26 protein-coding genes are annotated in these 23,020 nt (G+C 69.9%); 10 read left to right on the forward strand and 16 right to left on the reverse strand.

The annotated features are described in order from the left end of the window. Window positions 1-35: 35 nt before the first annotated feature. Both ACFUJ1_RS19175 and ACFUJ1_RS19180 read left to right on the forward strand, forming a co-directional pair. Entirely contained in the window at window positions 36-674 is a 639-nt protein-coding gene (locus ACFUJ1_RS19175; protein WP_378647351.1) for a TetR/AcrR family transcriptional regulator, read from the forward strand. A 106-nt stretch (window positions 675-780) separates the two neighbouring features. After that, entirely contained in the window at window positions 781-1,377 is a 597-nt protein-coding gene (locus ACFUJ1_RS19180; protein ID WP_378647353.1) for a DivIVA domain-containing protein, read from the forward strand. Here the strand turns inward: ACFUJ1_RS19180 and ACFUJ1_RS19185 are convergent. The 4 genes from ACFUJ1_RS19185 to ruvC are packed head-to-tail and all read right to left on the reverse strand — an operon-like array spanning window position 1,374 to window position 4,175. After that, the gene (locus tag ACFUJ1_RS19185; RefSeq protein WP_378647355.1) at window positions 1,374-1,889 is read right to left on the reverse strand and encodes a GtrA family protein; all 516 of its coding nucleotides are present in this window, start codon (window positions 1,887-1,889) and stop codon (window positions 1,374-1,376) included. The genes ACFUJ1_RS19180 and ACFUJ1_RS19185 overlap by 4 nt on opposite strands. A 34-nt stretch (window positions 1,890-1,923) precedes the next feature. Next, window positions 1,924-3,009: a Holliday junction branch migration DNA helicase RuvB gene (gene ruvB / locus ACFUJ1_RS19190; RefSeq protein ID WP_378647358.1), complete on the reverse strand. Its 1,086-nt coding sequence runs from the start codon at window positions 3,007-3,009 to the stop codon at window positions 1,924-1,926. Window positions 3,010-3,012: 3 nt separating this feature from the next. Beyond that, window positions 3,013-3,609, reverse strand: a complete 597-nt coding sequence (gene ruvA / locus ACFUJ1_RS19195) for a Holliday junction branch migration protein RuvA (protein WP_378647360.1) — start codon at window positions 3,607-3,609, stop codon at window positions 3,013-3,015. Beyond that, the gene (ruvC, locus tag ACFUJ1_RS19200) at window positions 3,606-4,175 is read right to left on the reverse strand and encodes a crossover junction endodeoxyribonuclease RuvC (protein WP_378647362.1); all 570 of its coding nucleotides are present in this window, start codon (window positions 4,173-4,175) and stop codon (window positions 3,606-3,608) included. Before ruvC ends, ruvA begins: the two co-directional genes overlap by 4 nt. A gap of 240 nt (window positions 4,176-4,415) precedes the next feature. Between ruvC and ACFUJ1_RS19205 the strand changes: the two genes are divergently transcribed. Beyond that, the gene (locus tag ACFUJ1_RS19205; protein WP_378647364.1) at window positions 4,416-4,901 is read left to right on the forward strand and encodes an SRPBCC family protein; all 486 of its coding nucleotides are present in this window, start codon (window positions 4,416-4,418) and stop codon (window positions 4,899-4,901) included. 2 nt (window positions 4,902-4,903) lie between these two features. Here ACFUJ1_RS19205 and ACFUJ1_RS19210 read toward each other — a convergent pair whose 3' ends face one another. Genes ACFUJ1_RS19210 through ACFUJ1_RS19220 form a run of 3 tightly spaced genes read right to left on the reverse strand, consistent with a single transcriptional unit; the run spans window position 4,904 to window position 7,162 of the window. Then, window positions 4,904-5,656 (reverse strand): YebC/PmpR family DNA-binding transcriptional regulator, encoded by a 753-nt coding sequence (locus ACFUJ1_RS19210; protein ID WP_378647367.1) that lies wholly within the window; start codon window positions 5,654-5,656, stop codon window positions 4,904-4,906. A gap of 43 nt (window positions 5,657-5,699) precedes the next feature. Beyond that, window positions 5,700-6,341, reverse strand: coding sequence for a pyridoxal 5'-phosphate synthase glutaminase subunit PdxT (gene pdxT, locus ACFUJ1_RS19215; protein WP_378647369.1), 642 nt, complete (start codon window positions 6,339-6,341; stop codon window positions 5,700-5,702). Then, window positions 6,338-7,162: an acyl-CoA thioesterase gene (locus tag ACFUJ1_RS19220; RefSeq protein ID WP_378647371.1), complete on the reverse strand. Its 825-nt coding sequence runs from the start codon at window positions 7,160-7,162 to the stop codon at window positions 6,338-6,340. Before ACFUJ1_RS19220 ends, pdxT begins: the two co-directional genes overlap by 4 nt. An 81-nt stretch (window positions 7,163-7,243) precedes the next feature. Between ACFUJ1_RS19220 and ACFUJ1_RS19225 the strand changes: the two genes are divergently transcribed. Next, on the forward strand, window positions 7,244-7,858 hold the full coding sequence (locus tag ACFUJ1_RS19225) for a hypothetical protein (RefSeq protein WP_378647373.1): 615 nt from the start codon (window positions 7,244-7,246) through the stop codon (window positions 7,856-7,858). 50 nt (window positions 7,859-7,908) lie between these two features. Beyond that, complete coding sequence (locus tag ACFUJ1_RS19230; protein ID WP_378647375.1) at window positions 7,909-8,148, forward strand: hypothetical protein; 240 nt, start codon at window positions 7,909-7,911, stop codon at window positions 8,146-8,148. Here ACFUJ1_RS19230 and ACFUJ1_RS19235 read toward each other — a convergent pair. After that, window positions 8,145-9,458: a helix-turn-helix domain-containing protein gene (locus ACFUJ1_RS19235; protein ID WP_378647377.1), complete on the reverse strand. Its 1,314-nt coding sequence runs from the start codon at window positions 9,456-9,458 to the stop codon at window positions 8,145-8,147. The two genes, ACFUJ1_RS19230 and ACFUJ1_RS19235, sit on opposite strands and share 4 nt — an antisense overlap. A gap of 220 nt (window positions 9,459-9,678) precedes the next feature. Between ACFUJ1_RS19235 and murF the strand changes: the two genes are divergently transcribed. The 4 genes from murF to ACFUJ1_RS19255 all read left to right on the forward strand — a co-directional run bounded on the left by murF (window position 9,679) and on the right by ACFUJ1_RS19255 (window position 12,784). Further along, on the forward strand, window positions 9,679-11,079 hold the full coding sequence (gene murF, locus ACFUJ1_RS19240; RefSeq protein ID WP_378647379.1) for a UDP-N-acetylmuramoyl-tripeptide--D-alanyl-D-alanine ligase: 1,401 nt from the start codon (window positions 9,679-9,681) through the stop codon (window positions 11,077-11,079). Beyond that, the gene (locus ACFUJ1_RS19245; RefSeq protein ID WP_378647381.1) at window positions 11,076-11,939 is read left to right on the forward strand and encodes a phosphotransferase enzyme family protein; all 864 of its coding nucleotides are present in this window, start codon (window positions 11,076-11,078) and stop codon (window positions 11,937-11,939) included. The genes murF and ACFUJ1_RS19245 overlap by 4 nt, the downstream gene beginning before the upstream one ends. Before the next feature lie 150 nt (window positions 11,940-12,089). After that, window positions 12,090-12,305 (forward strand): hypothetical protein, encoded by a 216-nt coding sequence (locus ACFUJ1_RS19250; protein WP_378647383.1) that lies wholly within the window; start codon window positions 12,090-12,092, stop codon window positions 12,303-12,305. After that, window positions 12,305-12,784: a DUF4254 domain-containing protein gene (locus ACFUJ1_RS19255; RefSeq protein WP_378647385.1), complete on the forward strand. Its 480-nt coding sequence runs from the start codon at window positions 12,305-12,307 to the stop codon at window positions 12,782-12,784. The genes ACFUJ1_RS19250 and ACFUJ1_RS19255 overlap by 1 nt, the downstream gene beginning before the upstream one ends. Before the next feature lie 360 nt (window positions 12,785-13,144). On the opposite strand, the gene ACFUJ1_RS19260 is transcribed toward ACFUJ1_RS19255, so the two are convergent. Continuing rightward, the gene (locus ACFUJ1_RS19260) at window positions 13,145-14,200 is read right to left on the reverse strand and encodes a serine/threonine-protein kinase (protein WP_378647387.1); all 1,056 of its coding nucleotides are present in this window, start codon (window positions 14,198-14,200) and stop codon (window positions 13,145-13,147) included. Between the two features lie 24 nt (window positions 14,201-14,224). Between ACFUJ1_RS19260 and ACFUJ1_RS19265 the strand changes: the two genes are divergently transcribed. Beyond that, on the forward strand, window positions 14,225-14,671 hold the full coding sequence (locus ACFUJ1_RS19265; protein WP_378647389.1) for a hypothetical protein: 447 nt from the start codon (window positions 14,225-14,227) through the stop codon (window positions 14,669-14,671). A gap of 648 nt (window positions 14,672-15,319) precedes the next feature. Here the strand turns inward: ACFUJ1_RS19265 and pdxS are convergent. The 7 genes from pdxS to thrS form a co-directional block, all read right to left on the reverse strand. Next, entirely contained in the window at window positions 15,320-16,222 is a 903-nt protein-coding gene (gene pdxS / locus ACFUJ1_RS19270; RefSeq protein ID WP_269821865.1) for a pyridoxal 5'-phosphate synthase lyase subunit PdxS, read from the reverse strand. Window positions 16,223-16,579: 357 nt separating this feature from the next. Beyond that, on the reverse strand, window positions 16,580-17,623 hold the full coding sequence (locus ACFUJ1_RS19275) for an NUDIX hydrolase (protein WP_378647633.1): 1,044 nt from the start codon (window positions 17,621-17,623) through the stop codon (window positions 16,580-16,582). Further along, complete coding sequence (locus tag ACFUJ1_RS19280) at window positions 17,623-18,747, reverse strand: glycosyltransferase family 4 protein (RefSeq protein ID WP_378647391.1); 1,125 nt, start codon at window positions 18,745-18,747, stop codon at window positions 17,623-17,625. The genes ACFUJ1_RS19275 and ACFUJ1_RS19280 overlap by 1 nt, the downstream gene beginning before the upstream one ends. Then, complete coding sequence (locus ACFUJ1_RS19285) at window positions 18,744-19,694, reverse strand: phosphatidylinositol mannoside acyltransferase (protein WP_378647393.1); 951 nt, start codon at window positions 19,692-19,694, stop codon at window positions 18,744-18,746. Before ACFUJ1_RS19285 ends, ACFUJ1_RS19280 begins: the two co-directional genes overlap by 4 nt. Further along, the gene (gene pgsA / locus ACFUJ1_RS19290) at window positions 19,691-20,356 is read right to left on the reverse strand and encodes a phosphatidylinositol phosphate synthase (protein WP_378647395.1); all 666 of its coding nucleotides are present in this window, start codon (window positions 20,354-20,356) and stop codon (window positions 19,691-19,693) included. The genes ACFUJ1_RS19285 and pgsA overlap by 4 nt, the downstream gene beginning before the upstream one ends. Before the next feature lies 1 nt (window position 20,357). Next, the gene (locus ACFUJ1_RS19295; protein ID WP_378647397.1) at window positions 20,358-20,927 is read right to left on the reverse strand and encodes an HIT family protein; all 570 of its coding nucleotides are present in this window, start codon (window positions 20,925-20,927) and stop codon (window positions 20,358-20,360) included. Further along, window positions 20,924-22,978: a threonine--tRNA ligase gene (gene thrS / locus ACFUJ1_RS19300; RefSeq protein WP_378647399.1), complete on the reverse strand. Its 2,055-nt coding sequence runs from the start codon at window positions 22,976-22,978 to the stop codon at window positions 20,924-20,926. The genes ACFUJ1_RS19295 and thrS overlap by 4 nt, the downstream gene beginning before the upstream one ends. Between the last annotated feature and the right edge of the window lie 42 nt (window positions 22,979-23,020).

A 23,020-nucleotide genomic window follows, 5' to 3' on the forward strand; every position in this document is an offset into this window, starting at 1 on the left:
TCATTCCGCTCTACGCCGACCGTATCATCGGCGGGGTGACGAAGCCATCGACGCGGGCCGACCGCCGCAAGGCGGAGCTGCGCCGCGACATCATCGACACCGCGTTCGTCTGCTTCGCCGAGAAGGGCTACCACGCGACCGGGATCGCCGACATCGCCACCGAGCTCGGCATCGGGCACGGCACCTTCTACCGCTACTTCAGCAACAAGCGGGAGATCATCGACCACGTCATCGACGATCTCGCCGCGCGCATCGTCACGGCGCTGGCCACCGAGAACTCCCCGGACGCGGCCGCGACGCTGGACGACTACCGGGCCCAGATCGAGCGGATCGGCGCCGCGCTGACCGTGATCCTGGTGCAGGACCGCCGGGTGGCGCAGCTCCTGCTCTTCCACGCCACCGGCATCGACGACGAACTCACCGCCCGGCTGTACGGCCTGCTCGACACCGCCGACGCGCTCACCGCCGGCTACCTGGAGCACGGCGTCGACCGGGGTTACCTGCGCGCCGACCTGGACACCGCGAACACCGCGAAGGCGGTCACCGGGATGCTGCTCGCGGCCGTGCTGCACGGGCTGCGCGACCCGGAGGGCGACGTGCGCGCGCTCGCCGAGGCCATCCGGCGGCTGCTGGTGGACGGCGTCCGCCGGGAAGGTGCCGGCGACCCCGGCTGAACCAGGACGCGGGAGCGGCCGCCTCGGTATCGTGTTCCGGGGTCCACCACTCTCGCGGGGGTTTCACACGTTGTTCGGAATGAACCGGTCGATCAGGAAGTCGCAGGTGTTGGCAGGACGCGCCCCCGCTCCGCCGCGGATGACCCCGGACGAGGTCGGCCGCGCGCACTTCGACCGGCCGCCGCTCGGGCAGCGCGGTTACCACGCCGACCGCGTCGACGAGTTCCTGAAGTCGGTGGCCGCCACCCTGGCGGGCGCGGGCGCGCTCACCGCCGACGACGTGCGCCGGGTGACCTTCCCGGTCCCGCGCTTCGGCGGCCGCGGCTACCAGACCGACCAGGTGGACGAGTACCTGGACCGGATCCGGCTGGAGCTGGAGTCCAGGCAGAACGGCGGGCCCCCGGCGCCGGAGCAGCGCGCGCACAGCAACGGCGGCAGCGCCATCCTCACCCCGGACGACGTGCACCGGGTGCGCTTCACCGGCGCCGTGCTCGACCGCCGCGGCTACGACGAGGAGGAGGTGGACGCCTTCCTCGACCTGGTCGCCACCACCCTCGCGCACACCGGGCCGGGCACCCTGACCGCCGCCGACGTGCGCGAGGTGCGGTTCACCGGTGCCCGGCTCGGCGCCCGCGGCTACAGCCGCGAGGAGGTCGACGCCTTCCTCGACCTGGTGGTCACCGCGCTGGAGCAGCGCCGCTAGCGCTCCCCCGCGCGCAGCCCCGGCTCCTGCAGTTCGTCCGGGAAGACGAAGCGGCGGAACGCCCAGAACCGGAAGGCCATGGCGAGCAGCACCCCGAGGAGCTGCCCGCTGACGAAGTTCGCCACCGCCTGGGTGACCGGCCCGACGAAGGGAACCCGCAGGTCCAGCACGTAGAGCGAGATCGCCTGCGGGATCAGGGTGACGCCGATGCCGAGCGCGCTGACCGCGAAGAAGAGCGCGGCCTCGTGGTGCCGCTGCCTGCCGCCCCTGGTTCGGAAGGACCACTCGCGGTTCAGGATGTAGGAGGCGATCGTCGCGATCAGCACCCCGAGCAGCCGCGCGGTGAGCGGCTTGTCGCCGAGCACGGTGAGCTTCAGGGCGTAGACGACGCCGGTGTCGATGAACCACGTGATCGCGCCGACGACAGCGAATTTCAGCAGCTCGCGGTGGCGGAGCACGGTGCTGCGGTGCGGCTCCGGGATGCGACCGAGCACGGACTGGACGACCGTCATCCGACCGACTCTAACCGCGCGCGCGGGGCGGCGCTCAGTCGAAGAGGTCGAGCGTCTGCTGGGATTCGTGCGCGCGCACCTCGAGCGAGCCGTTGAACGCGCCAGCGGGCGGCACCAGGCCGAGGTGCGCCCAGGCCGCGGTGGTCGCGACCCGGCCGCGCGGGGTGCGGGCGACCAGCCCGGCGCGGACCAGGAACGGCTCGCACACCTCCTCGACGGTGGCCGCCTCCTCCCCCACCGCGACGGCCAGCGTGGAGACGCCGACCGGGCCGCCGTTGAAGCCGCGCACCAGCGCGCCGAGCACCGCGCGGTCCAGCCGGTCCAGGCCGAGGCCGTCCACGTCGTACACCTCGAGCGCGGCCCGGGCGATCGCCAGCGTGACGTGGCCGTCGGCGCGCACCTCGGCGTAGTCGCGCACCCGGCGCAGCAGCCGGTTGGCGATTCGCGGCGTGCCCCTGGAGCGGCCGGCGATCTCGGCGGCGGCGTCCGGGTCGATGACGACGCCGAGGATCCGCGCCGAGCGCACCAGGATGCGCAGCAGCTCGTCGGGGTCGTAGAAGTCCATGTGGCCGGTGAAGCCGAAGCGGTCACGCAGCGGCCCGGTCAGCGAGCCGGAGCGGGTGGTGGCGCCGACCAGGGTGAAGGGCGCGATGTCGAGCGGGATGGAGGTGGCGCCGGGGCCCTTGCCGACCACGACGTCGACCCGGAAGTCCTCCATGGCGAGGTACAGCATCTCCTCCGCCGGGCGGGCGATGCGGTGGATCTCGTCGATGAAGAGCACGTCGCCGTCGACCAGGTTGCTGAGCATGGCGGCGAGATCGCCCGCCCGCTCCAGCGCGGGGCCGGAGGTGACCCGCAGTGCGGTGCCGAGCTCGCCGGCGATGATCATGGCCATGCTGGTCTTGCCGAGCCCGGGCGGGCCGGAGAGCAGCACGTGGTCGGGGGTACCGCCGCGCTGCTTGGCGCCGCGCAGCACCAGCGCCAGCTGCTCCCTGACCCGGGGCTGGCCGATGAACTCGTCCAGCGAGCGCGGTCGCAGCCCGGCCTCCAGCTCGCCGTCGGATGGCTGCTCGACCGCGGCGACCGGGGAGTCGTCGTCGGCGAAATCCGTGTCGTCCATCGGCTACCGGTTCCTGCCGAGCAGCGAGAGCGCGGCGCGCAGCACCGCCGAGGTACCGGCGCCCGGCTGCTCGGCGAGCACGGTGTCGACCGCGGGCTCGGCCTGCCTGGCCGGGAAGCCGAGGCCGGTGAGCGCCTCGATCACCTGGTCGCGCACGGGGCCCGCCGCGACGGCCGCGGTGCCGCCGGACTGCACCGGGACGGCGTCGACCTTGTCCCTGAGCTCGACGATCATGCGCTCGGCGCCGCGCTTGCCGATGCCGGGCACCCGGGTGAGCGTGGTCAGGTTGCCCTCGGCGAGCGCCTTGCGCAGCGCCTCCGGCTCCAGCACCGCGAGCACCGCCATGGCGAGCCGCGGGCCGACCCCGTTCACCGTCTGCAGCAGGCCGAAGAGCTCGCGCGCTTCGGTGTCGGCGAAGCCGAACAGCGTCATGGAGTCCTCGCGGACGATCATGGCGGTGTAGAGCCTGGCCTGCTCGCCGCGGGTGAGCCCGGCGAGCGTGGCCGGGGTGGCGCTGAGCCGGTAGCCGACGCCCGCGGCCTCGATGACCACGTGGTCGAGCGCGATCTCCAGTACCTCGCCGCGCACCGACGCGATCACGGCCGCACCGCCTTCCGTTGCTCGGCCAGTCTCGCCTTGTATTTGCGCTGTGCCTCGGCGGCGGCCTGCTCGGCCTTCGCCATCCGGTCCAGCAGGGGGGCCCGCCAGCAGTGGCAGATGGCCAGCGCCAGCGCGTCCGCGGCGTCGGCCGGCTTCGGTGCGACCCGAAGCCCGAGTATCCGGGTGACCATGGCGGTGACCTGCGCCTTGTCCGCGGCGCCGTTGCCGGTGACCGCGGCCTTGACCTCGCTCGGGGTGTGGAAGGCGACCGGGATGCCGCGCCGCGCGGCGGCCAGCGCGATCACCCCGCCCGCCTGCGCGGTGGCCATGGCGGTGCGCACGTTGTGCTGGGCGAAGACCCGCTCGACCGCGACCGCCTCCGGGAGGTGGGTGTCCATCCACCGCTCGGCGGCATCGGCGACCAGCAGCAGCCGGTTGGCCAGGTCGAGCTCGGGCGGGGTGCGCACCACGTCCACATCCAGCGCGGTGACGGTGCGGCCGCGGCCGCTCTGCACCATGCTGAGCCCGCACCGGGTGAGCCCCGGATCGACGCCCATCACCCGCACCGACGCATCCTCCCTCTGGGCGAACAATTGTTCGAGAGTTTAGCTCACACGGTCGTTTCCGCCGCGGGGCGACACGGTAGCAGGGGTTGGTCGTGCGGGGCTGTGCCCCGCGCCCCCGGCGCCGCCGCCACGCGTGGTCGCCGCCGCGCGTGACCGCCGGAGCGCATAGCGGCCGGTGATCTGTCGGACCCGCGGGGCACAATGCGGGCGAAGCCGACCCGCTCCGAACGGAGGAACACTGTGGCTCCCGAACCCACCGGCACCCTGCACCGCACCGCCACCGGCCGCGACCTGGTGCTCACCCGGCGGTACGCCGCGCCGCCCGCCGAGGTCTGGGCCGACCTGACCGAGTCCGAGCGCACCGCGCGCTGGTTCGGCCCCTGGGAGGGCGAGCCGGGCGGCGCGATCCGGGTGCGGATGGTGTTCGAGGAGGGCGAGCCCTGGACGGACATGCTGATCGAGACCTGCGAACCGCCCCGGCGCCTGGAGCTGCGCGCGGTCGACGAGGCGGGCTCCTGGCACCTCGAGGTCGTGCTCACCCCCACCGCCGACGGCACCGAGCTGGCGCTGATCCACCACCTGGACGAGGGCGCCGACCCGGGCATGATCGGCCCCGGCTGGGAGTACTACCTCGACCTGCTCGGGGCGGCCCGCTCCGGCGCGGACCGCCCCGACTTCGGCGACTACTTCCCCGCGCAGCAGGAGTACTTCCAGCGCCTGGGGTGAACTCAGTCGTCCAGCTCGGCGAGCACCTCGTCGGAGATGTCGGCGTTGGTGTAGACGTTCTGCACGTCGTCGCTGTCCTCCAGCGCGTCCACCAGCTTGATCACCTTGCGCGCGCCGTCGGCGTCGACCGCGACCGAGACCGAGGGCTGGAAGCCGGACTCGGCGGAGTCGTAGTCGATGCCGCCCGCCTGCAGCGCGGTGCGCACGGCGATCAGATCGCCGGGCTCGCTGATCACCTCGAACGCCTCACCGAGGTCGTTGACCTCCTCGGCGCCCGCGTCGAGCACGGCGGTGAGCACGTCGTCCTCGGAGAGGTCGTTCTTCTCCAGGATCACGACGCCTTTGCGGTGGAAGAGGTACGCCACCGAGCCCGGGTCGGCCATATTGCCGCCGTTGCGGGTCATCGCCACCCGGACCTCGCCCGCGGCGCGGTTGCGGTTGTCGGTGAGGCACTCGATGAGCACCGCGACCCCGTTCGGCCCGTACCCCTCGTACATGATGGTCTGCCAGTCGGCGCCGCCCGCCTCCTCGCCGCCGCCGCGCTTGCGCGCCCGCTCGATGTTGTCGTTCGGGACCGACGCCTTCTTCGCCTTCTGGATGGCGTCGAACAACGTCGGATTGCCTTCGGGGTCACCGCCACCCTGCCGCGCCGCCACCTCGATGTTCTTGATCAGCTTCGCGAAGAGCTTGCCTCGCTTGGCATCGATCGCGGCCTTCTTGTGCTTGGTGGTGGCCCATTTGGAGTGGCCGCTCATTCCCTACTTCCTTCGAGTCGGTGGCACGTTCGACGTGTGTACGTTACTCGCCCGGTTCGGCCGGGGTCGCCGCGCTCGCTCCGGCCCGCCGCACCAGGTCCACGAAGAGTTCGTGCACCCGCAGGTCGCCGGTCACCTCGGGGTGGAAGGAGGTCGCCACGACGGCCCCCTGCCTGACCGCGACGATCCGTCCAGCGGCCGGGCCGTGCGGCACGGTGGCGAGCACCTCGACGCCGGCACCGACTCGCTCGACCCACGGCGCGCGGATGAAGACGGCACGCATCGGCCCGTCGTCCAGCCCGGCGAAGTCGAGGTCGGCTTCGAACGAGTCGACCTGGCGGCCGAAGGCGTTGCGCCGCACCGTCATGTCGATGCCGTGTAGGTGCTCGGCGTCGGCCCTGGTGTCGAGCACCTCGGAGGCGAGCAGGATCATTCCGGCGCAGGAGCCGAAGGCGGGCATTCCGGCGCGCAGCCGGGCGCGCAGCGGCTCCAGCAGCTCGAAGGTCCGCAGCAGCTTGGAGATGGTGGTGGACTCGCCGCCGGGCAGGACCAGGCCGTCCACCGCGGCGAGCTCCGACGCCCGGCGGACCAGGGTCGGGGTGGCGCCGCACTTCTCCAGCGCGACGATGTGCTCGCGGACATCGCCCTGCAGGGCGAGCACGCCGACGAGGGGCCGATCGGTCACTGCTTGTCCCTGAGGGTGCGGATCAGCCCCTCCTGCACCACGGCGGCCACCAACCTGCCCTCCCGGTCGAAGATCTTGCCGCCGGTGAGCGCGCGGCCGAACCCCGCCGACGGCGAGGACTGGTCGTAGAGCAGCCAGTCGTCGGCGCGGAAGGGGCGCAGGAACCACATGGCGTGGTCCAGCGAGGCACCCTGGGTGGGCTCGTCCGGGTGCGTCACCTTGGAGGAGCCGAGCAGCGTCATATCGCTCATGTAGGCGAGGGTGCAGACGTGCAGCAGCGGGTCGTCCGAGAGCGGATGCCGGTAGCGGAACCACACCTGCTGCGGCGACACCACACCCGGCCTGGCCGTGACCCGGTCCCGCGGCACGATCCGGATGTCCCAGTGCTCCCACTCGCGCATGAGCCACAGGCTCTCCTCGCTGAGCGTGGTGGCGACGTCGGGCAGCTCGTCCGGGGTCGGCACGTCGGACATCACGTCCTGATGCGCCGGGCCCTGGTCGCCGGTGTGGAACGAGGCCGACATGGTGAAGATGGCCTGCCCCTCCTGGATCGCGGTGACCCGGCGGGTACAGAACGAGCGGCCGTCCCTGATCCGCTCGACCTGGTAGACGGTGGGCTGATCCGGGTTGCCCGGCCGCAGGAAGTACCCGTGCAGCGAGTGCACCTGGTAGCGCGGCTCGACCGTGCGCACCGCCGACACCAGCGCCTGCCCGGCGACCTGACCGCCGAAGGTGCGCGGCAGCTGCGTCTTGACCGAGGCGCCGCGGAAGATGTCCCGCTCGATCCGCTCGATCTCCAGTGCCTCTTCGATTGTCGCCATGAGCTGAGAGTATCCCGGCCGGTCGGTGGGGTCGGCGGCACCCGGCGGACCTGCCGCGCAGCCGTTTGCTGAGATGGAGCCGTGCCTCGCTACGAACCGATCGGCCCCGGTGAGCTCGTCGCCCGGATCGCCGAGCAGGTGCTCGCCCGTGCGGGCCGCGCCGTCGTCGCCGTGGACGGTGCCGACGCCGCCGAACCGGAATCTCTTGCCGCTGAGCTTGTTTCGCATCTGCGCGACGTCGGCCGAGACGCGGCCTCCGTCCCACTGCACGGCTACGTGCGCCCCGCCTCCCTGCGGCTGGAGTACGGCCGCGACGATGTCGACTCCTACCGCGACGCCTGGTTCGACTACGCGGCGCTGGACCGCGAGGTCCTGCGCGCCCTCCGCGAACGCGGCCGCTATCTCCCCGCGCTCTGGGACGAGGCCGCCGACCGCTCCGCCCGTGCGGCTCTCCGCGACGCCTCGGCCGGCACCGTCCTCATCGTGTCCGGCCCCATGCTCCTCGGCCGCGGCCTCGCCTTCGACCACACCGTCCGCCTCGAGCTGACCGAGCCCGCCCTGCTCCGCCGCACCCCGGAGGATCAGCGCTGGACCGTCCCCGCCCTGCTCGCCCACGCCACCGACTACCCGGAGGAGCCCGACTTCGTGGTCCGCTGGGACCACCCCAGCAAGCCCGCGCTTCGCATCTCGGACTGATCCCGAAGCGCGAGGCCGGTACGCACCCAACCTCCGAATATCCTGCTTCCATGGAGTTCGCCGCGCAGCTCATAGCCGAGGCATTCCCGTGGATGCTCGCCCTCTCGCCTGCGGACCGAGCAGCCTGCGCACAGGACCTCGTCGAAGCCGCCCACAAGTCCGCCGACCAACCGCATGCGATGATCGCCGAGCTGACCTCCTGGAAGGAGACCGCGACGGCTATCGCCGCCGGGCTCGGCAGCACCGCCCCGGAGTGGCTCGACGAGGCCGCGCCCGTGGAGCGTCCCTAGCTCCGGCAGGGCTCCAACGTGGTGGCGAAATACTCCTCCAGGTCCCGTACGGCCGTTGCGTCCGGCGCGACGGCCGCGAGGGTGCGTCGTGTTCCCTTGACCTCCGACGCAAGGCGAGGTGAGCCGTAGGCAGTAGCGACAGCACTGGTCGCGCGGGTGATCCGCGCGGATTCCTCGATCTCTCCCGAGTGCGCGAGCGCGGCGGCGAGTCCGATATCCGCGAATCCTCGGGAGAGGGCATAGGCCGGATCGATCAGCTCGACGCAACGACGCACCGCGGTGACGGCAGGTCGGCGGTCGCCCAGTCCGACCAGGCACTCCGAGCGAAAGCCGTAGTGGATAGCCGCGTCGAAGACGTAGGTCGGCAGGGTGGGCTCGGCGCTGCCGATGAGGTCGTCGGCTTCGTCGAGCGCGCTGCGGCACTCGCGTGCCTCCCCGCGTTCGGCGTGCGCCTCGGCAGCCATATCCAGCGCATACGCGGTGAGCAGCTGGTTCTGCGCCCGGGTGGCCCACCAGCGGGCGGCGGCGGCGTGATCGACGCCGAGTCCAGGGCGGCCGTCGCGGGTGGCCGCAAGGGAGGCGTTGCACAGCACCAGCGCGGTCAGCGCCGGATCGGCGGCATCGTCCGCCGCAGAACGCGCTACCTCATAATGGGCCATCGCCGCGCGCATGTCACCGGCGTCGTACGCCTGCCAGCCGATCACCCGCGCCAACGATGCCCGCACGGCGTACAGGCGGGATTTGAGCGCGGCGGGACAATCCGGCAGCAGAGTCTCCACCAGCTCGGCTTGGCCGCGCCGAATCGCGGCCACCGCGCGTGGACCGAACGACTCGTACTGCTGCGCGGTGACCTCTGTGACGGCTTCGAGTTGCTCGATGGCGGCTCGATCGACCTTGCCGCCGAGGGCGTACCCGAGGCGGCTCCGTGCTGCGTCGTCGAGCCCGGCGAGTACTGCGGCAGCGGGCAAAGTCCCGGCCGCGCCGAGGAAAGCTAGCAGTTCACGTCGGTTCATATCGATCCATGCCTTCAGGTCGAGGGGCAGCTGGTGCATGTCGACGGCGGCGGCCGGAGCAGCCGGGGTGACCGTGGTGCGGGTGTCGAAGGCGGTCACCAACCCTCCACCCGCTCGCACCGCCGCGTCGACGGCGATCCAGAAACGGCGGTCGGGGACCGATCGCCCGGCTTCGACATGCGCGATGTAGGAGCGGTCGACTCGGCATTGCCTGGCCACGGCAGCCTGGGTCATCCCCGCGTCGCGGCGGGCTCTCGCCAGCATCGCACCCAATGTCGGCCGTTCAGTTTCGAGCATGATCCCCACCCAGCTCTCAACGATTCTCAGTTGTCGCCGTCCACGATAGGCCACCGATTCCGACCGGTGAGGCTTTGTGAGCACTCCGTGTGATCACTGTGCTCACACACGAATTCACCGATGACATGGATGGTGCGTATCCCATCAGATAACGAGAAAGGAGCATGATCGTGGCCGATCAGCGGTACTGCCGCAGTATTCAAGAAGGAGTTGGTTCCCGATGATCCCGATGACTCTCGCCGAGGTCGCCGAAGCTACCGGCGGGGTCCTCGACGGTGTCGACGATGCCGGACGCCTGGTTACCGGGCCCACGGCGTTCGACTCTCGCGCTGTCGCCGAGGGCGGCTTGTTCGCCTGCCTCAGCGGTGCGCGCGCCGACGGCCACGATTTCGTTCACCAGGCCGTGGCTTCGGGTGCCGTAGCGGTGCTGGCCACCCGGGCGACCGGTGTCGGATCGGTGCTCGTGGACGATGTCGTGACCGCGATGAGCGATCTGGCGCGAGCGGTCGCCGGTCGCTATCAGGGCACGGTGCTCGCGATCACCGGATCGGCGGGCAAGACGAGCACGAAGGATCTGCTCACCCAGATCCTCGCGCGATCGGGCACGGTGGTCGCCACCGAACGATCCTTCAACAACGAGATCGGATTCCCGCACACGGTGCTGCGGGTGCAGGACGACAGCGATTTCCTGGTCGTGGAAATGGGCGCTCGCGGTGCGGGCCACATCAGTCACCTCGCCGGTATCGCCCGGCCGACGATCGCCGCAGTGCTGGGAGTCGGTTCAGCTCACATGGGTGAGTTCGGCAGCCGGGAAGCCATCGCGACGGCGAAGCGCGAACTGGTCCAGGCGCTCGATGCCACCGGCACGGCGGTCCTCAATATCGATGATCCGCTCGTCCGGTCAATGGCCGAGTACACGACCGCGCGAGTGGTGTGGTTCGGCACCGATTCCGAAGCCCATGTCCGAGCAGAGGAGGTCACGGTCGACACCCACGCTCGCGCTTGTTTCGTGCTGTGCCATGGATCGGAGCACGCGCCGGTGCGGCTGCGGGTGGTGGGCAGACACCACCTCACCAACGCTCTGGCCGCTGCCGCACTCGCGTTGAGCGCCGGGGTGCCGTTCTCGACCGTGGCCGAGACGTTGGGGCAGGTCGGATTGCTCTCGGGCAGCCGGATGGAGGTGCGCGAGCGCGAGGACGGCGTCACCATTGTCAACGACGCGTTCAATGCAAGTCCGGAGAGCGTGGCGGCGGCACTGGAATCGCTCGCCGCGCTCTGCGCCGACGGTCGTCCCTCGGTGGCCGTCCTCGGTGAGATGCGCGAACTCGGGGACACCGCTGCCGAGGTCCATCGCCGGGTCGGGCGACAGGTGGCCGAGCTGGGTATCGGCGAGTTAATCGCGGTCGGTTCCGAGCATGCGCAAACGCTGGCAGCGGCCGCACGCGAGGCCGGTGCCGCACGGGCCACCCTTGTCGCCACTCGCGATGAGGCATTCGAGGTACTCACCTCGCTGCTGCGAGGCCGGGAGGTGGTCCTGTTCAAGGGTGCGAACTCGGCCGGATTGTTCGAGACCGCCGCCGCCTTGGCTTCCTGGGCGAGACCGCAAGCGAGGCCATCGTGACCAGCGTCGATTTCCTCGAACTGGCACGGCGGGCGTGCGCGTCGGCCGACGTCCCCGCGCGACGGATCACCGCGATCCGATTGCGAGACAACGCGATGCTGCGCACCGAGGATCGCACCGTGATCCGTGTGCTCCGGCGTGGTCAGTTGGAGACCGCAGTCCGGGAGCTGCGGGCAGCGGATTGGCTCCGTTCCCACGGAATACGGGCGCCCGAACCGCTCGTTCCCGATCCCGTGGTCGTCGCGGGGCGGCCGGTGACCTTCTGGGAAGACCTGGGCGGCGGAGGACCCGTCGAGGCCGCCGAGACCGCCGCGCTGTTACGCACGCTGCACCGCCTGCGGATCCCCTCCCACCTGGGACTCGCTCGCTTCGCGCTCCCGGACTTCGCGGATCAGATCGCCCGCGCTGCGGTCGACGAGGAGGGCAGGTCGTGGCTGACCGGACATGCGGCCGAACTGGCACAGCGGTGGAAAGAAATCGACTGGCCCACTCCGTGGTGCGTCATCCACGGGGACCCGAGCCCGCACAACACCGTGGCCGCAGCGCACGGTGGCCATGTGGTCGATCTGGAACGCTGCTGCATCGGTCCACCCGAGTGGGATCAAACAACCGTCGCGTTTCAATCCGACACCCTGTCCGATCCACCGTCCCGATGGCACGCATTCCGCGATGCCTACGGTGCCGATGTCACCGAATGGTCCGGCTACGCCGTTCTCCGTGACGTTCGCTCCCTGGAGTTATGTCTGTTCGCACTACGGCATGCGAGCGCAGGCGACCATGCGCGGGCGCAGGCGGACTACCGCCTCACATGTATCCGCGGCGAACGCGGACCGCGGCCCTGGAAATGGGTCGCGCCCTGAAGACGGCACTCCACCACCGCCGCAAACTCGGCGGCCCGGACCGAGAGGCACACAATGTCGGCTCGAAGCCGTCGATCCACCTCGCGCGCCTTGAATACCAGGCTCGAGCAACGCCATCTGGCCCGAAGCGTCGGGCAGGACCGGTGGGTTGTGAGCTACCTACCCGGCCGAACGCTGTCCACCGATCAGGCGCGCGCTGCCCTGCGAGTCGCCGAACAAGTAGACGAACTGCACGGCTGCGCAGCCACGCTGGGCTTGACGCTGCTGGAATTGGTCGGGTTGGCGCTGATGGACTGCTCCGGACAGCGGGCGTTCACGCACCCGTCCACCACACCGGAGCAATTCTGGTGGGGACGGGCGGACTGATGTTCCGCAGCAGTCGTCCGGCAACCGGAACGCCGCTTTCCGGCGAAGCGATGCTGTCGGCGATCCGCGGGCATCACGTTGGCAACCACCGGCTTGCGCAGTTGGCCTACGAGTTCGGGCAGGTACATCACAGGGCGCTCTCCGGCCGGGAGTGCGAATGCCACGATCGCCGAGACCGACTCATCCGTGAGGTCGATACGTGGGCGAGGCAGCACCTGCCGATCCCGCACCCCGACGCGGTCCTGCACACGGAGACGCTGGGAACGGTGATCGACCGGATAGCACAAGCACAGGTACGCGCCTACCACCTGTTGATGACCGTCGATGACGTGGCGGCGCCGCAAGTGCACGCCGCGTGGTATCGGCTGGCACAACTAGTCGACGACTACCGCGATCTGATCACAGCCGTCGAACAGCGCTCCCTGCGTGTGCCCACGCCAGGGCACTACCGAGCACGGAGTGCCGGACCGAAGACGTGAGCAGACATCACCGGCCGACGCCCGGTACCTCCGAGAGGTACCGGGCGCAAGTCAAAAGAAAGATCACCAAACGCGCTCAGCGGAGCGGGGCGGCTCGGGGCCTGGTGCGCGGCCATCCCGGAGGTATGCACCCGGTCGGCGTCCCCCCGGCGAGACCTCATATCAAGCACGGCCTCACCACTGATCGTGCTCCAAGCCGATTGCACTGCCCTGAGTGCAATGCATTTCCCGTCCGCGTGGCGCCAAGCGCCGTCCAACCTCCAGTAAGGACAGTGCCGGACCAAGCCGAGGCATGGCGGTTCTTGAACAAAGATCGCCACCGCCCGGCATGCCCCGTCAAGGGATCAGCACAGGGCTGCATCAGCGATCAAAGTCGGCGGTCAAGCGCTGTAACGTCGAAGTCAGGTCCGCTGGTCTGACGCAAAGGTCTGGACAGCCAGGCACCTGACGACCGCTGCCAACCAAGCGAGACGTGACCCTTACTGAACGTTCGTCGATCTGCACAGAGCAGACTTGAACCTCTCCGCGATTGGCATATCGGGCGCCGTGGATGCAATGAAGGTGGTCTGCGTGTCCAACACGCTGCCAATCGCGACCTGCCCGAGCTGCGACCGCGAGAGCGTTGCCAAAGGCGGTAGCACTCGCGTGCCGCTGGCTGGGGTCACTGCTAAGAGATTTTCGCACGACCGTTCCAATAGCTCTCGTCACATGCGGGGCAATGCTGCGGAGTTCCCGCGTCGCCCCAGCGAGGATTGCGTCACGTTGCGCTACTTTCGACACCCGGTGGTCGATCGGGTACTCCCCGCTAAGGAGATAGAAAGCAGTCACGGCCAGCGAGTAGATGTCCGTCTGCTTGGAACACCTGCTTTCACTTCGGACAATCTCGGGGGCCACAGTGCAGAAGGTTCCGTTCGCTGGCGCTGTTCCATGACCGTCGAGTAGGTGGCAGAAGCCAAGATCGCCCAAGACGGCCGCATCGGCTCCTCGCAGAACATTGCCTGGTTTGATGTCGCGATGAACCATCCCGGCTAGATGGATACGCTCGAGCCCTGAAGCAATCTGCTCCACCAGGAGAGCCACCTTCGACGCAGGTAGTCCACACGGCGCTGCAAACGCCTCTAGGTCTCCACCTTCCATGACCGGTGTCACGATGAATCGGATGTCACTCTCGATCACGACATCGGCATTCAAGACAGGGAGCAGAAACCTCGACTTGAGTTGCTCTAGCAACTGAGCCTCACGCCAGGCTTCCCCGTCACCCGTTCGGGCTGGGTTGAGCAATTTGACCGCCACCTGGATGTCGAGGTGGCGGTCATGAGCCCCGTAGACCGAGCCCTCTGCGCCGCCACCGAGGTTGCGCTTCAGTTCATAACGGTCATTGATCGTCGTACCTGAGGGAAGTTCCGACAGATTCACAAGGTAGAGGTTAATCTCTAGCACATGCGCACGTTGGGAGTCTCCGTGGAACCGTCGGGCGGGCACCCGAAGGTTCATGTCGCTGTCGTTGAACTGCGTGCCTCCGAGCCAGAACTCGTCGACGGCTTCACCCTCAAGACGGCAGAAACCGAGCCAAGTACTCAGGCAGTCAATCTCGCCCGGTTACTCCAGGGGCGACTTCCCGGCATGACGTTCGAAGCCGCTGCCATCAAGACTGCTGGTGCTTCACCCGTTCCGCGCCGCAATCGGGCATTGTTCCAGAGAGCTCATGCCGAGGGCGCGCTGTTGTTCGTCCTCCATGAGGTTGGAAGCGTCCGCGTAGAGGCTAAGGATGCCCAGGGACTCGCTTCGCTCACGGGTAAGAAGAAGGCTGATCTGGAGTCTGCTGCGAAAGTGCTATCGACCCCGTATCGCGATGCTGTCTATGCTGCACTGGCGTTGCTGCCGTGAAGAAGTCGGTTTTGAACCCAACATGCACATAGTCGAGTTCAGCGATGCAAACCTCACTGTTTGAATCCACCAGTGGGTTCAGGACGAGTCCAACAAGCTGCGAATCGTTGCCACGATCCCGAAGGCGACGCGCAGCGCGTGCGATCAAAGTTCCGCTGGCGTAGTTAACGTCGAAAACAACTGCGGGTCCCGTGCTGACCCCGTGCACCGTCGAAGCCAGCATCATCGCGGCGCCGAGGACACGCTCGGCCTGTGGGCTCGCCGGTACAACGCCAAACCCGTCATAGGTCGACACTGCGTAGATCAGCGCCTCAGCGCAGCGACGCAGTTGATCGGTAGCATCGTTCTGTCGAACGACTACTCCGCCACGGTTCACGATGGCTGCTAGATCCACTGCACTCTCCTCCGAACGCGGGCCCTTCTACAATGCCGGATCGATCGAGGTGCAGTGTGGTTTCGTCAACATCAAACCACACACGATGCCCCGATCCCAATCCAAAACGGTCGCGCTACCCCGATGATTCGATCGCTTTCGACCTCGTGGCGGAACGGGTATCGCCCGAGGCGATGCGCCCCGGGCGACGGCTCGGTACAGATGACACGATCCTCATCGTTCACTCAGCTTGAGAGTTACCCGATCAGTTGCCTCTACCAACCGCGCTCGGCGAGGCGGTGGGGCTCGGGGATCTCCTCGACGTTGATGCCGACCATGGCCTCGCCCAGCCCGCGCGATACCTTGGCCAGCACGTCGGGATCGTCGTAGAACGTGGTCGCCTTGACGATCGCCTCGGCACGCTGAGCGGGGTTGCCGGACTTGAAGATCCCGGAGCCGACGAAGACGCCTTCGGCGCCGAGCTGCATCATCATGGCGGCGTCGGCGGGGGTGGCGATGCCGCCGGCGGTGAAGAGCACGACCGGGAGCTTGCCGGTCTCGGCTACCTCGCGGACCAGCTCGTAGGGGGCCTGGAGTTCCTTGGCGGCGACGAACAGCTCGTCCTCGGGGAGGGAGGAGAGGCGGCGGAGTTCCTGGCGGATCTTGCGCATGTGGGTGGTGGCGTTGGAGACGTCACCGGTTCCGGCCTCGCCCTTGGAGCGGATCATGGCCGCGCCCTCGGTGATCCGGCGCAGCGCCTCGCCGAGGTTGGTGGCGCCGCAGACGAAGGGGATGGTGAACTTCCACTTGTCGATGTGGTTGGCGTAGTCGGCGGGGGTGAGCACCTCGGACTCGTCGATGTAGTCGACGCCGAGGCTCTGCAGGATCTGCGCCTCCACGAAGTGGCCGATCCTGGCCTTGGCCATCACCGGGATGGAGACGGCGGCGATGATGCCCTCGACCATGTCGGGGTCGCTCATCCGGGAGACGCCGCCCTGCGCGCGAATGTCGGCGGGGACCCGCTCCAGCGCCATCACCGCGACGGCGCCCGCGTCCTCGGCGATCTTCGCCTGGTCGGGGGTGACGACGTCCATGATCACCCCGCCCTTGAGCATCTCGGCCATGCCGCGCTTGACGCGGGCGGTACCGGTGGTCGGGGTGGGTTCGGGGGTGGTCACGGCAAACTCCTGGGTCATGTGCGCCAATCGATCGGGGGGACGCTCCCGATTCTAGGCGTGCCAGGCAGGCCACTTGATAGCCAGTCCGGCACCACTGGTCTGGTACCGGACCGACACTTACAGCAACCCCGCCGCGATCGTGACGACCGTTACAGCGGAGCGACGACCAGCAGTTCGGCCCAGTACGTCGCGGCGGCCGGGCCGATCAGCGGCGTCAGGAAATCGAACAGCAGATACGACATGTGCTACCTCCACCTCTGCGCGCCCCCGAATGACGCGCGTCCGTTCAGGGGTACCCGACCCTGGGAGCCGGGCACCCCACTGCCCCCCGATTGTGCAGCAGATCACAGGTATGTTTCAGCGGATCGAGCGCACCTCGGGCTCGTCCCCGCCGTCGGCGACGGCCGATGCCTCGGCGAGCAACTCGTCCAACTGGTACGGGTAGACGGTCTCGCCGGAGCGGTCCAGTGCCACGATGTCGTCGGGGGCGCACCACTTGTTGCCGGAGATCGAGCGGCGCTCGACGAAGGTGGGCGAGGCCGGGTTCGGTGCGAAGGCGGGCACCCGGAGCACGAAGAAGAGTTCTTCGGCGCGGATGAGCTCGCCGTCGAACGGGAAGACCGCGACCCGGCGCCAGATCGGGCCGCGCAGCGCGGCGGGGTCGGCGATCTGCCCGGTCTCCTCGTGCAGCTCGCGCACGGCGGCCTGGCGCAGCGTCTCCCCCGGCTCGACGCCGCCGCCGATGGTGAACCAGAAGGCGGTCTCCGGGGTCTTCGGGTCGGAGCCGCGCATGAGCAGCACCCGGCCGGAGTGGTCGAGCAGCACCACCCGGGCGGAGGTGCGGCTGGTGTCGACGGCGAGCCCCGTCGACGCGGCAGGCGTGGTGCGCTCGGGGATCTCGAAGTAGGTGGGGTGCGGCGCGGTGCCGCCGAGGTGCAGCCAGCGCACGGGCCGCCTGGTGCGCAGCGCGAGGGTGTCGCGCACGGCGTCGTTGTGGAAGCGGCGGGCGATCAGCACCCTGGCCTCGGCGTCGGCGAGTTCGGAGATGAGCTGCGGGCGCAGGTGCTCGATGTCGACGGCGGCGAGCGCGGCGCCGAGCCGGTTCTCCGCCACCTCCCGCTCCCCGCGTTCGGCGCGTTCGGCGCGGCCGGCCAGCGCGGTGAGCCTGCGCGCCTGCTCGGTGCGGGCCGGGTCGGAGACCGGGCCCGCGATGGCGAGCGCCACCGCCCGCGCGACCACCGCTCTGCGGGCCAGCGCGGATTCCAGTGCGGCCCACGACTGGTCGTTGCGCACGTGCAGCCGGTCCAGCCGGTTGGCGGTGGCGTAGGCCCAGAGCGCCAGCGCGGCCAGGGCGGCCCCGATGACGGCGAGGACCAGGACCGTGGTGGCGGAGAAGGTGATCATCCGGCGGCCCGCACGCCCTCGTCGCCGACGGTGACGGTCTCGTAGACCCGCAGGATCTGCTCGGCCACCACCGGCCAGTCGTACTCGCCGACCACCCTGGTCGCGGTCCGCACGAGCTCGTCGCGGCGACCGGCGTCGGCGAGCAGGTCGCCGAGCGCGGTGGCGAGCGCGGCGGCGTCGCCGATCGGGACGAGCACGCCTGCGGCGCCGTCGCGCAGCACCCGGCGGAAGGCGTCCAGTTCGCTGGCGACCACCGCGGTGCCCGCGGCCATGGCCTCGATCAGGATGATGCCGAAGCTCTCGCCGCCCAGGTTCGGCGCGACGTAGACGTCGGCGCTGCGCATGGCGGCGGCCTTCTCGACATCCGAGACCTGGCCCAGGCAGTGCAGCCGGTCGGCGTGCGGCCCGGCCTCGCGGCGCAGCCGCTCCTCGTCACCGCGCCCGACCACCAGGATCCGCACGTCGGGGTGGTTGGCCACCAGGGCTGGGAGCGCGGCGAGCAGCACGGCCATACCCTTGCGCGGCTCGTCGTAGCGGCCGAGGAAGAGCACGGTGCCGCCGGGGCGCGGGTAGCAGGGCAGCATCGGCGCGCGGGCGAAGGCCTGCACGTCGACCCCGTTCGGGATCTCCACCGCGTCCGAGCCGAGCGCCTCCACCTGCCAGCGCCGAGCCAGCTCGGAGACGGCGATCCGGCCGGTGATCTTCTCGTGGTAGGGCCGGAGCACACCCTGAAAAGTGCTGAGGACCAGCGATTTCGTGGTGGAGGTGTGGAAGGTGGCGACGATCGGCCCCTCGGCGATCTTCAGTGCGAGCATGGAGAGGCTCGGCGCGTTCGGCTCGTGGATGTGCAGCACGTCGAAGTCGCCGGTCTCGATCCAGCGCCGGATCCGGGTGTAGGCCATCGGGCCGAAGGCGAGCCGGGCGACCGAGCCGTTGTACGGGATGGCGACGGCGCGGCCCGCCGAGACCACGAAGTCGGGCAGCTCGGTCTCGTCGGCGGCGGGGGCGAGCACGCTCACCCGGTGGCCGCGCTCGATCAGCACCCTGGCCAGCTCGACGACGTGCGCCTGCACGCCGCCCGGGACGTCGAACGAGTACGGGCAGACCATGCCGATCTTCATCCGCCCGCCTCGCCCTGCCGCTTGCCCGCCTGCGCGGCCTCGATCAGCGCGCGCCTGCGGTCGGAGAGGTCGCCCTCCCAGAGCGGCTGCAGCATGTGCCAGTCGGCGGGGTGCTCGGCGATGCCGGTGGCGAAGGAGTCGGCGAGGGCCTGGGTGGCGGCGGCGACGCCTGCCTCGGTGTCGATGGCGGCGCCGACGCGCAGCCCCCATGCCTCGGTGCCGTCCTCGGTCTCGCGGAACCAGAGGTGCACGGGGAGCAGCGCGGCGCCGGTCTCGGCGGCGAGCGCGGCGGGGCCGCCCGGCATCCAGGTGCGCTCGCCGAAGAAGGTGACCGGGACGCCGCGGCCGGTGAGGTCGCGCTCGCCGAGTAGGCAGACGATGCCGTTGGCCCGCAGGCGGGCGGCGAGGGTGGTGAAAGGCGGCTGTTCGCCGCCGGTGAGCGGGAAGATCTCGAAGCCGAGGCGCTCGCGGTAGGCCACGAACCGCTCGAAGAGGGATTCCGGCTTCAGCCGCTCCATGACGGTCGAGAGGCCGCCGTAGTTCTGCACCAGCCAGACTCCGGCCATGTCCCAGTTGCCGGTGTGCGGGAGGACCAGCAGCAGGCCCTTGCCGCGGGCCAGCGCGGCGTCGATGTGCTCGCGGCCGGCGACCGGGAGCAGCGGGGAGCGGCCGAGTGCGGCGTGGTCCATGGTCGGGAGCCGGAAGGCCTCGCGCCAGTAGCGGGCGTAGGAGCGGAGGGAGTCGCGGATCAGCGTGTCCGGGACCGCGTCCGGGGCGACGCCGAGGACGCGGGCGAGGTTGCGGCGCAGCTGGTCCGGGCCGCCGTCGCGGGCGCCGCGGTCGGCGCCGATACGAAAGGCGCTGCGCGCCACGCCCTCCGGCAGGGCGCGGACAATACGCCAGCCCGCCGCGTACCCGAGCGCGGCCGCCCGCTCGCCGAAACTCATGCGGCTTCCGGCGCGGGCGCGGCGGGCGGGAGCAGGTCGCGGGCGCCGGGTGAGTTGCGCACCGCGAGCACCCGCTGGAACACCGTGACGATGCTGAGCACGGCGAGGATCCACATGGCGACGTGCACCGCCCACGTGAGCCACTCGATGCCCCAGTACCCGGCCATCCCGGTGAGCCCGGCGCCGACCAGCACGATGATCAACCGGTCCGGCCGCTCGATCAGCCCGCCGTCGGCGGAGAGCCCGCTCGCCTCGGCGCGCGCCTTGGCGTAGGAGATGACCTGCGAGGTCACCAGCACCACGAGCGTCGCGGCGAACAGCAGCCTGCTGTTCTCGTGGAACACCGCCCACCAGGCCAGCCCGCCGAAGATGGCGCCGTCGGCGACCCGGTCGCAGGTGGCGTCGAGCACCGCCCCGTACCTGGTGCCGCCGCCGCGCGCCCTGGCCATGGCGCCGTCCAGCATGTCGAACATGACGAACAGCCAGATCACGATGGTGCCCCAGAACAGGTGCCCGGCCGGGAAGAGCGTGACCGCCGCCGCGATGGTGGCCGCGGTCCCGATCAGCGTCACCGCGTCGGGGGTGAGCCCGGTGCTCACCAGGGCGCGGCCGAGCGGGGCGGTGGCCTTGGCGAAGGTCGCGCGGCCGAAGAAGCTCAGCACCTCACTCGACATCCTTCGCGGCGGGCTCGGGGTTCTTCCAGGCGTCGGCGAGCAGCGCCCTGGTGTCGCGCAGCAGCTGCGGCATTACTTTGGCGCCGCCGATGACGGTGATGAAGTTGGCGTCGCCGCCCCAGCGCGGGACGACGTGCTGGTGCAGGTGGTCGGCGAGCGAACCGCCCGCGACCCCGCCCAGGTTCAGCCCGACGTTGAAGCCGTGCGGGGAGGAGACCCGCTTCATCGTGCGGATCGCCTCCTGGGTGAAGGCCATGAGCTCGGCGGCCTCCGCGTCGGTGAGGTCCTCCAGCTTGGCGACCCTGCGGTACGGCACCACCATGAGGTGGCCGGGGTTGTACGGGTACAGGTTCAGCACCGCGTACACCAGTTCGCCGCGCGCGATGACCAGGCCGTCCTCGTCGGTCATCAGCGGGATGTCGGTGAAGGGGTGGCCTGTGGAGCCCACCTTCGGCTCCGCCGTGGCGGCCTCCGCGATGTAGGACATGCGGTACGGGGTCCACAGCCGCTGGAGCCGATCCGGCTCCCCCGCCCCGCGAACCACGAACTCCTCCGTCATGCCCCCGCCTTCCGGACCTCGAATTCGTCCGCCGACGGCGACGCGTTCTCGCGCGCGGCGATCCAGGCGAGGATGGTGGCGACGGCGTCGTCCACCGGGACCCCGTTCACCTGGCTGCCGTCGCGGAAGCGGAAGCTCACCGCGCCCGCGGTGACGTCGCGCTCCCCCGCCAGCAGCATGAACGGCACCTTCTGCGCGGTGTGGTTGAAGATCTTCTTCTGCATCCGGTCGTCGGTGCGGTCCACCTGGGCCCTGATCCCGGCGTCGCGCAGCCGCTCGACCACCACGTCCAGGTGCTCGGCGAAGGCGTCCGCCACCGGGATGCCGACCACCTGCACCGGCGCCAGCCAGGCCGGGAAGGCGCCGGCGTAGTGCTCGGTGAGCACGCCGAAGAACCGCTCGATCGAGCCGAAGAGCGCGCGGTGGATCATCACCGGCCGCTGCTTGCTGCCGTCGGCCGCGGTGTACTCCAGCTGGAACCGCTCGGGCAGGTTGAAGTCGAGCTGGATGGTCGACATCTGCCAGGTGCGGCCGAGCGCGTCCTTCGCCTGCACCGAGATCTTCGGGCCGTAGAAGGCGGCGCCGCCCGGGTCGGGCACCAGGTCGAGCCCGGAGGCCGCGGCGACCTTGGCGAGCGTCTCGGTGGCCTCCTCCCAGATCTCGTCCGAGCCGACGAACTTCACCGGGTCCTTGGTGGAGAGCTCCAGGTAGAAGTCGTCCAGGCCGTAGTCGGCGAGCAGCCCGAGCACGAACTGCAGCGTGCTGGTGAGCTCGGCGTGCATCTGCTCCTTGGTGCAGTAGATGTGCGCGTCGTCCTGGGTCATGCCGCGCACCCGGGTGAGGCCGTGGATCACGCCGGACTTCTCGTACCGGTACACCGACCCGAACTCGAAGAGCCGCAGCGGGAGCTCGCGGTACGAGCGGCCGCGGGAGCGGAAGATCAGGTTGTGCATCGGGCAGTTCATCGGCTTGACGTAGTAGTCCTGGCCGGGCTTGCGGACGGTGCCGTCCTCGTTGTATTCGGCGTCCAGCTGCATGGGCGGGAACATGCCGTCGCGGTACCAGTCCAGGTGGCCGGAGACCTCGAACAGGTGCCCCTTGGTGACGTGCGGGGTGTTCACGAACTCGTACCCGGCCGCGACGTGCCGAGCCCGCGAGTACTCCTCCAGCTCCTTGCGGATGATCCCGCCCTTCGGGTGGAAGACCGGCAGCCCGGAGCCGAGCTCGTCCGGGAAGCTGAAGAGGTCGAGCTCGAGCCCGAGCTTGCGGTGGTCGCGCCGCTCGGCCTCGGCGAGCAGGTGCAGGTGCTGCTCCAGCGCCTCCGGCGATTCCCACGCGGTGCCGTAGACGCGCTGCAGCCCCTCGCGGCTCTGGTCGCCGCGCCAGTAGGCGGCGGAGCTGCGGGTGAGCTTGAAGGCCGGGATGAACTTGGTGGTCGGGATGTGCGGGCCGCGACAGAGATCGCCCCAGAGCCGCTCGCCGGAGCGCGGGTCCAGGTTGTCGTAGATGGTGAGTTCCTTGCCGCCGACCTCCATCACCTCGGGGTCGTCGATGCCGGACTTGTCGGAGATCAGCTCCAGCTTGAACGGCTCGTTCGCCAGCTCGACCCTGGCCTCCTCGACGTCGACCACGCGGCGGGCGAAGCGCTGGGCGCCCTTCACGATCTTCTTCATCCGGGATTCCAGCTTGGCCAGGTCCTCCGGGGTGAACGGCCGGTCGACCCGGAAGTCGTAGTAGAAGCCGTCCTTGATCGGCGGGCCGATGCCGAGCTTGGCCTCGGGGAACTCCTGCTGCACCGCCTGGGCCAGCACGTGTGCGGCGGAGTGCCGGATCACGCTGCGGCCGGTTTCGGTGTTCGCGGCGATCGCCTCGACCTCGACGTCGGCCTCGGGGGTCCAGGAGAGATCCTTGAGGCCTTCGGCGTCGCGCACCACGACGATGGTGTCCGGGCCCTTGGTCGGCAGCCCCGCCTCGCGCACCGCGGCACCCGCCGTCGTCCCGGCAGGCACCCGGACGTGGGTGGCAGGACTGATCGGGGCTGAGATGGTCACGGCTGAGCTCTCCTCGGCGTCGTCGGGCACGGGCCTTCCCGC

Source organism: Nocardia sp. NPDC057227, assembly GCF_042669725.1.
Taxonomy (GTDB): Bacteria; Actinomycetota; Actinomycetes; order Mycobacteriales; family Mycobacteriaceae; genus Nocardia; species Nocardia asteroides_A.

Bases quoted from the DNA above. Each gene is read 5' to 3' on its own strand.
- ACFUJ1_RS19230 (WP_378647375.1), top strand. From the start codon at position 7,909: ATGGAGTTCGCCGCGCAGCTCATAGCCGAGGCATTCCCGTGGATGCTC.
- murF (WP_378647379.1), top strand. From the start codon at position 9,679: ATGATCCCGATGACTCTCGCCGAGGTCGCCGAAGCTACCGGCGGGGTC.
- ACFUJ1_RS19210 (WP_378647367.1), bottom strand. From the start codon at position 5,656: ATGAGCGGCCACTCCAAATGGGCCACCACCAAGCACAAGAAGGCCGCG.
- ACFUJ1_RS19285 (WP_378647393.1), bottom strand. From the start codon at position 19,694: ATGAGTTTCGGCGAGCGGGCGGCCGCGCTCGGGTACGCGGCGGGCTGG.
- ACFUJ1_RS19265 (WP_378647389.1), top strand. From the start codon at position 14,225: ATGCGCACGTTGGGAGTCTCCGTGGAACCGTCGGGCGGGCACCCGAAG.
- ACFUJ1_RS19255 (WP_378647385.1), top strand. From the start codon at position 12,305: ATGTTCCGCAGCAGTCGTCCGGCAACCGGAACGCCGCTTTCCGGCGAA.
- ACFUJ1_RS19295 (WP_378647397.1), bottom strand. From the start codon at position 20,927: ATGACGGAGGAGTTCGTGGTTCGCGGGGCGGGGGAGCCGGATCGGCTC.
- ACFUJ1_RS19235 (WP_378647377.1), bottom strand. From the start codon at position 9,458: ATGCTCGAAACTGAACGGCCGACATTGGGTGCGATGCTGGCGAGAGCC.
- ruvB (WP_378647358.1), bottom strand. From the start codon at position 3,009: ATGGACGACACGGATTTCGCCGACGACGACTCCCCGGTCGCCGCGGTC.
- ACFUJ1_RS19220 (WP_378647371.1), bottom strand. From the start codon at position 7,162: ATGGCGACAATCGAAGAGGCACTGGAGATCGAGCGGATCGAGCGGGAC.
- ACFUJ1_RS19185 (WP_378647355.1), bottom strand. From the start codon at position 1,889: ATGACGGTCGTCCAGTCCGTGCTCGGTCGCATCCCGGAGCCGCACCGC.
- ACFUJ1_RS19280 (WP_378647391.1), bottom strand. From the start codon at position 18,747: ATGAAGATCGGCATGGTCTGCCCGTACTCGTTCGACGTCCCGGGCGGC.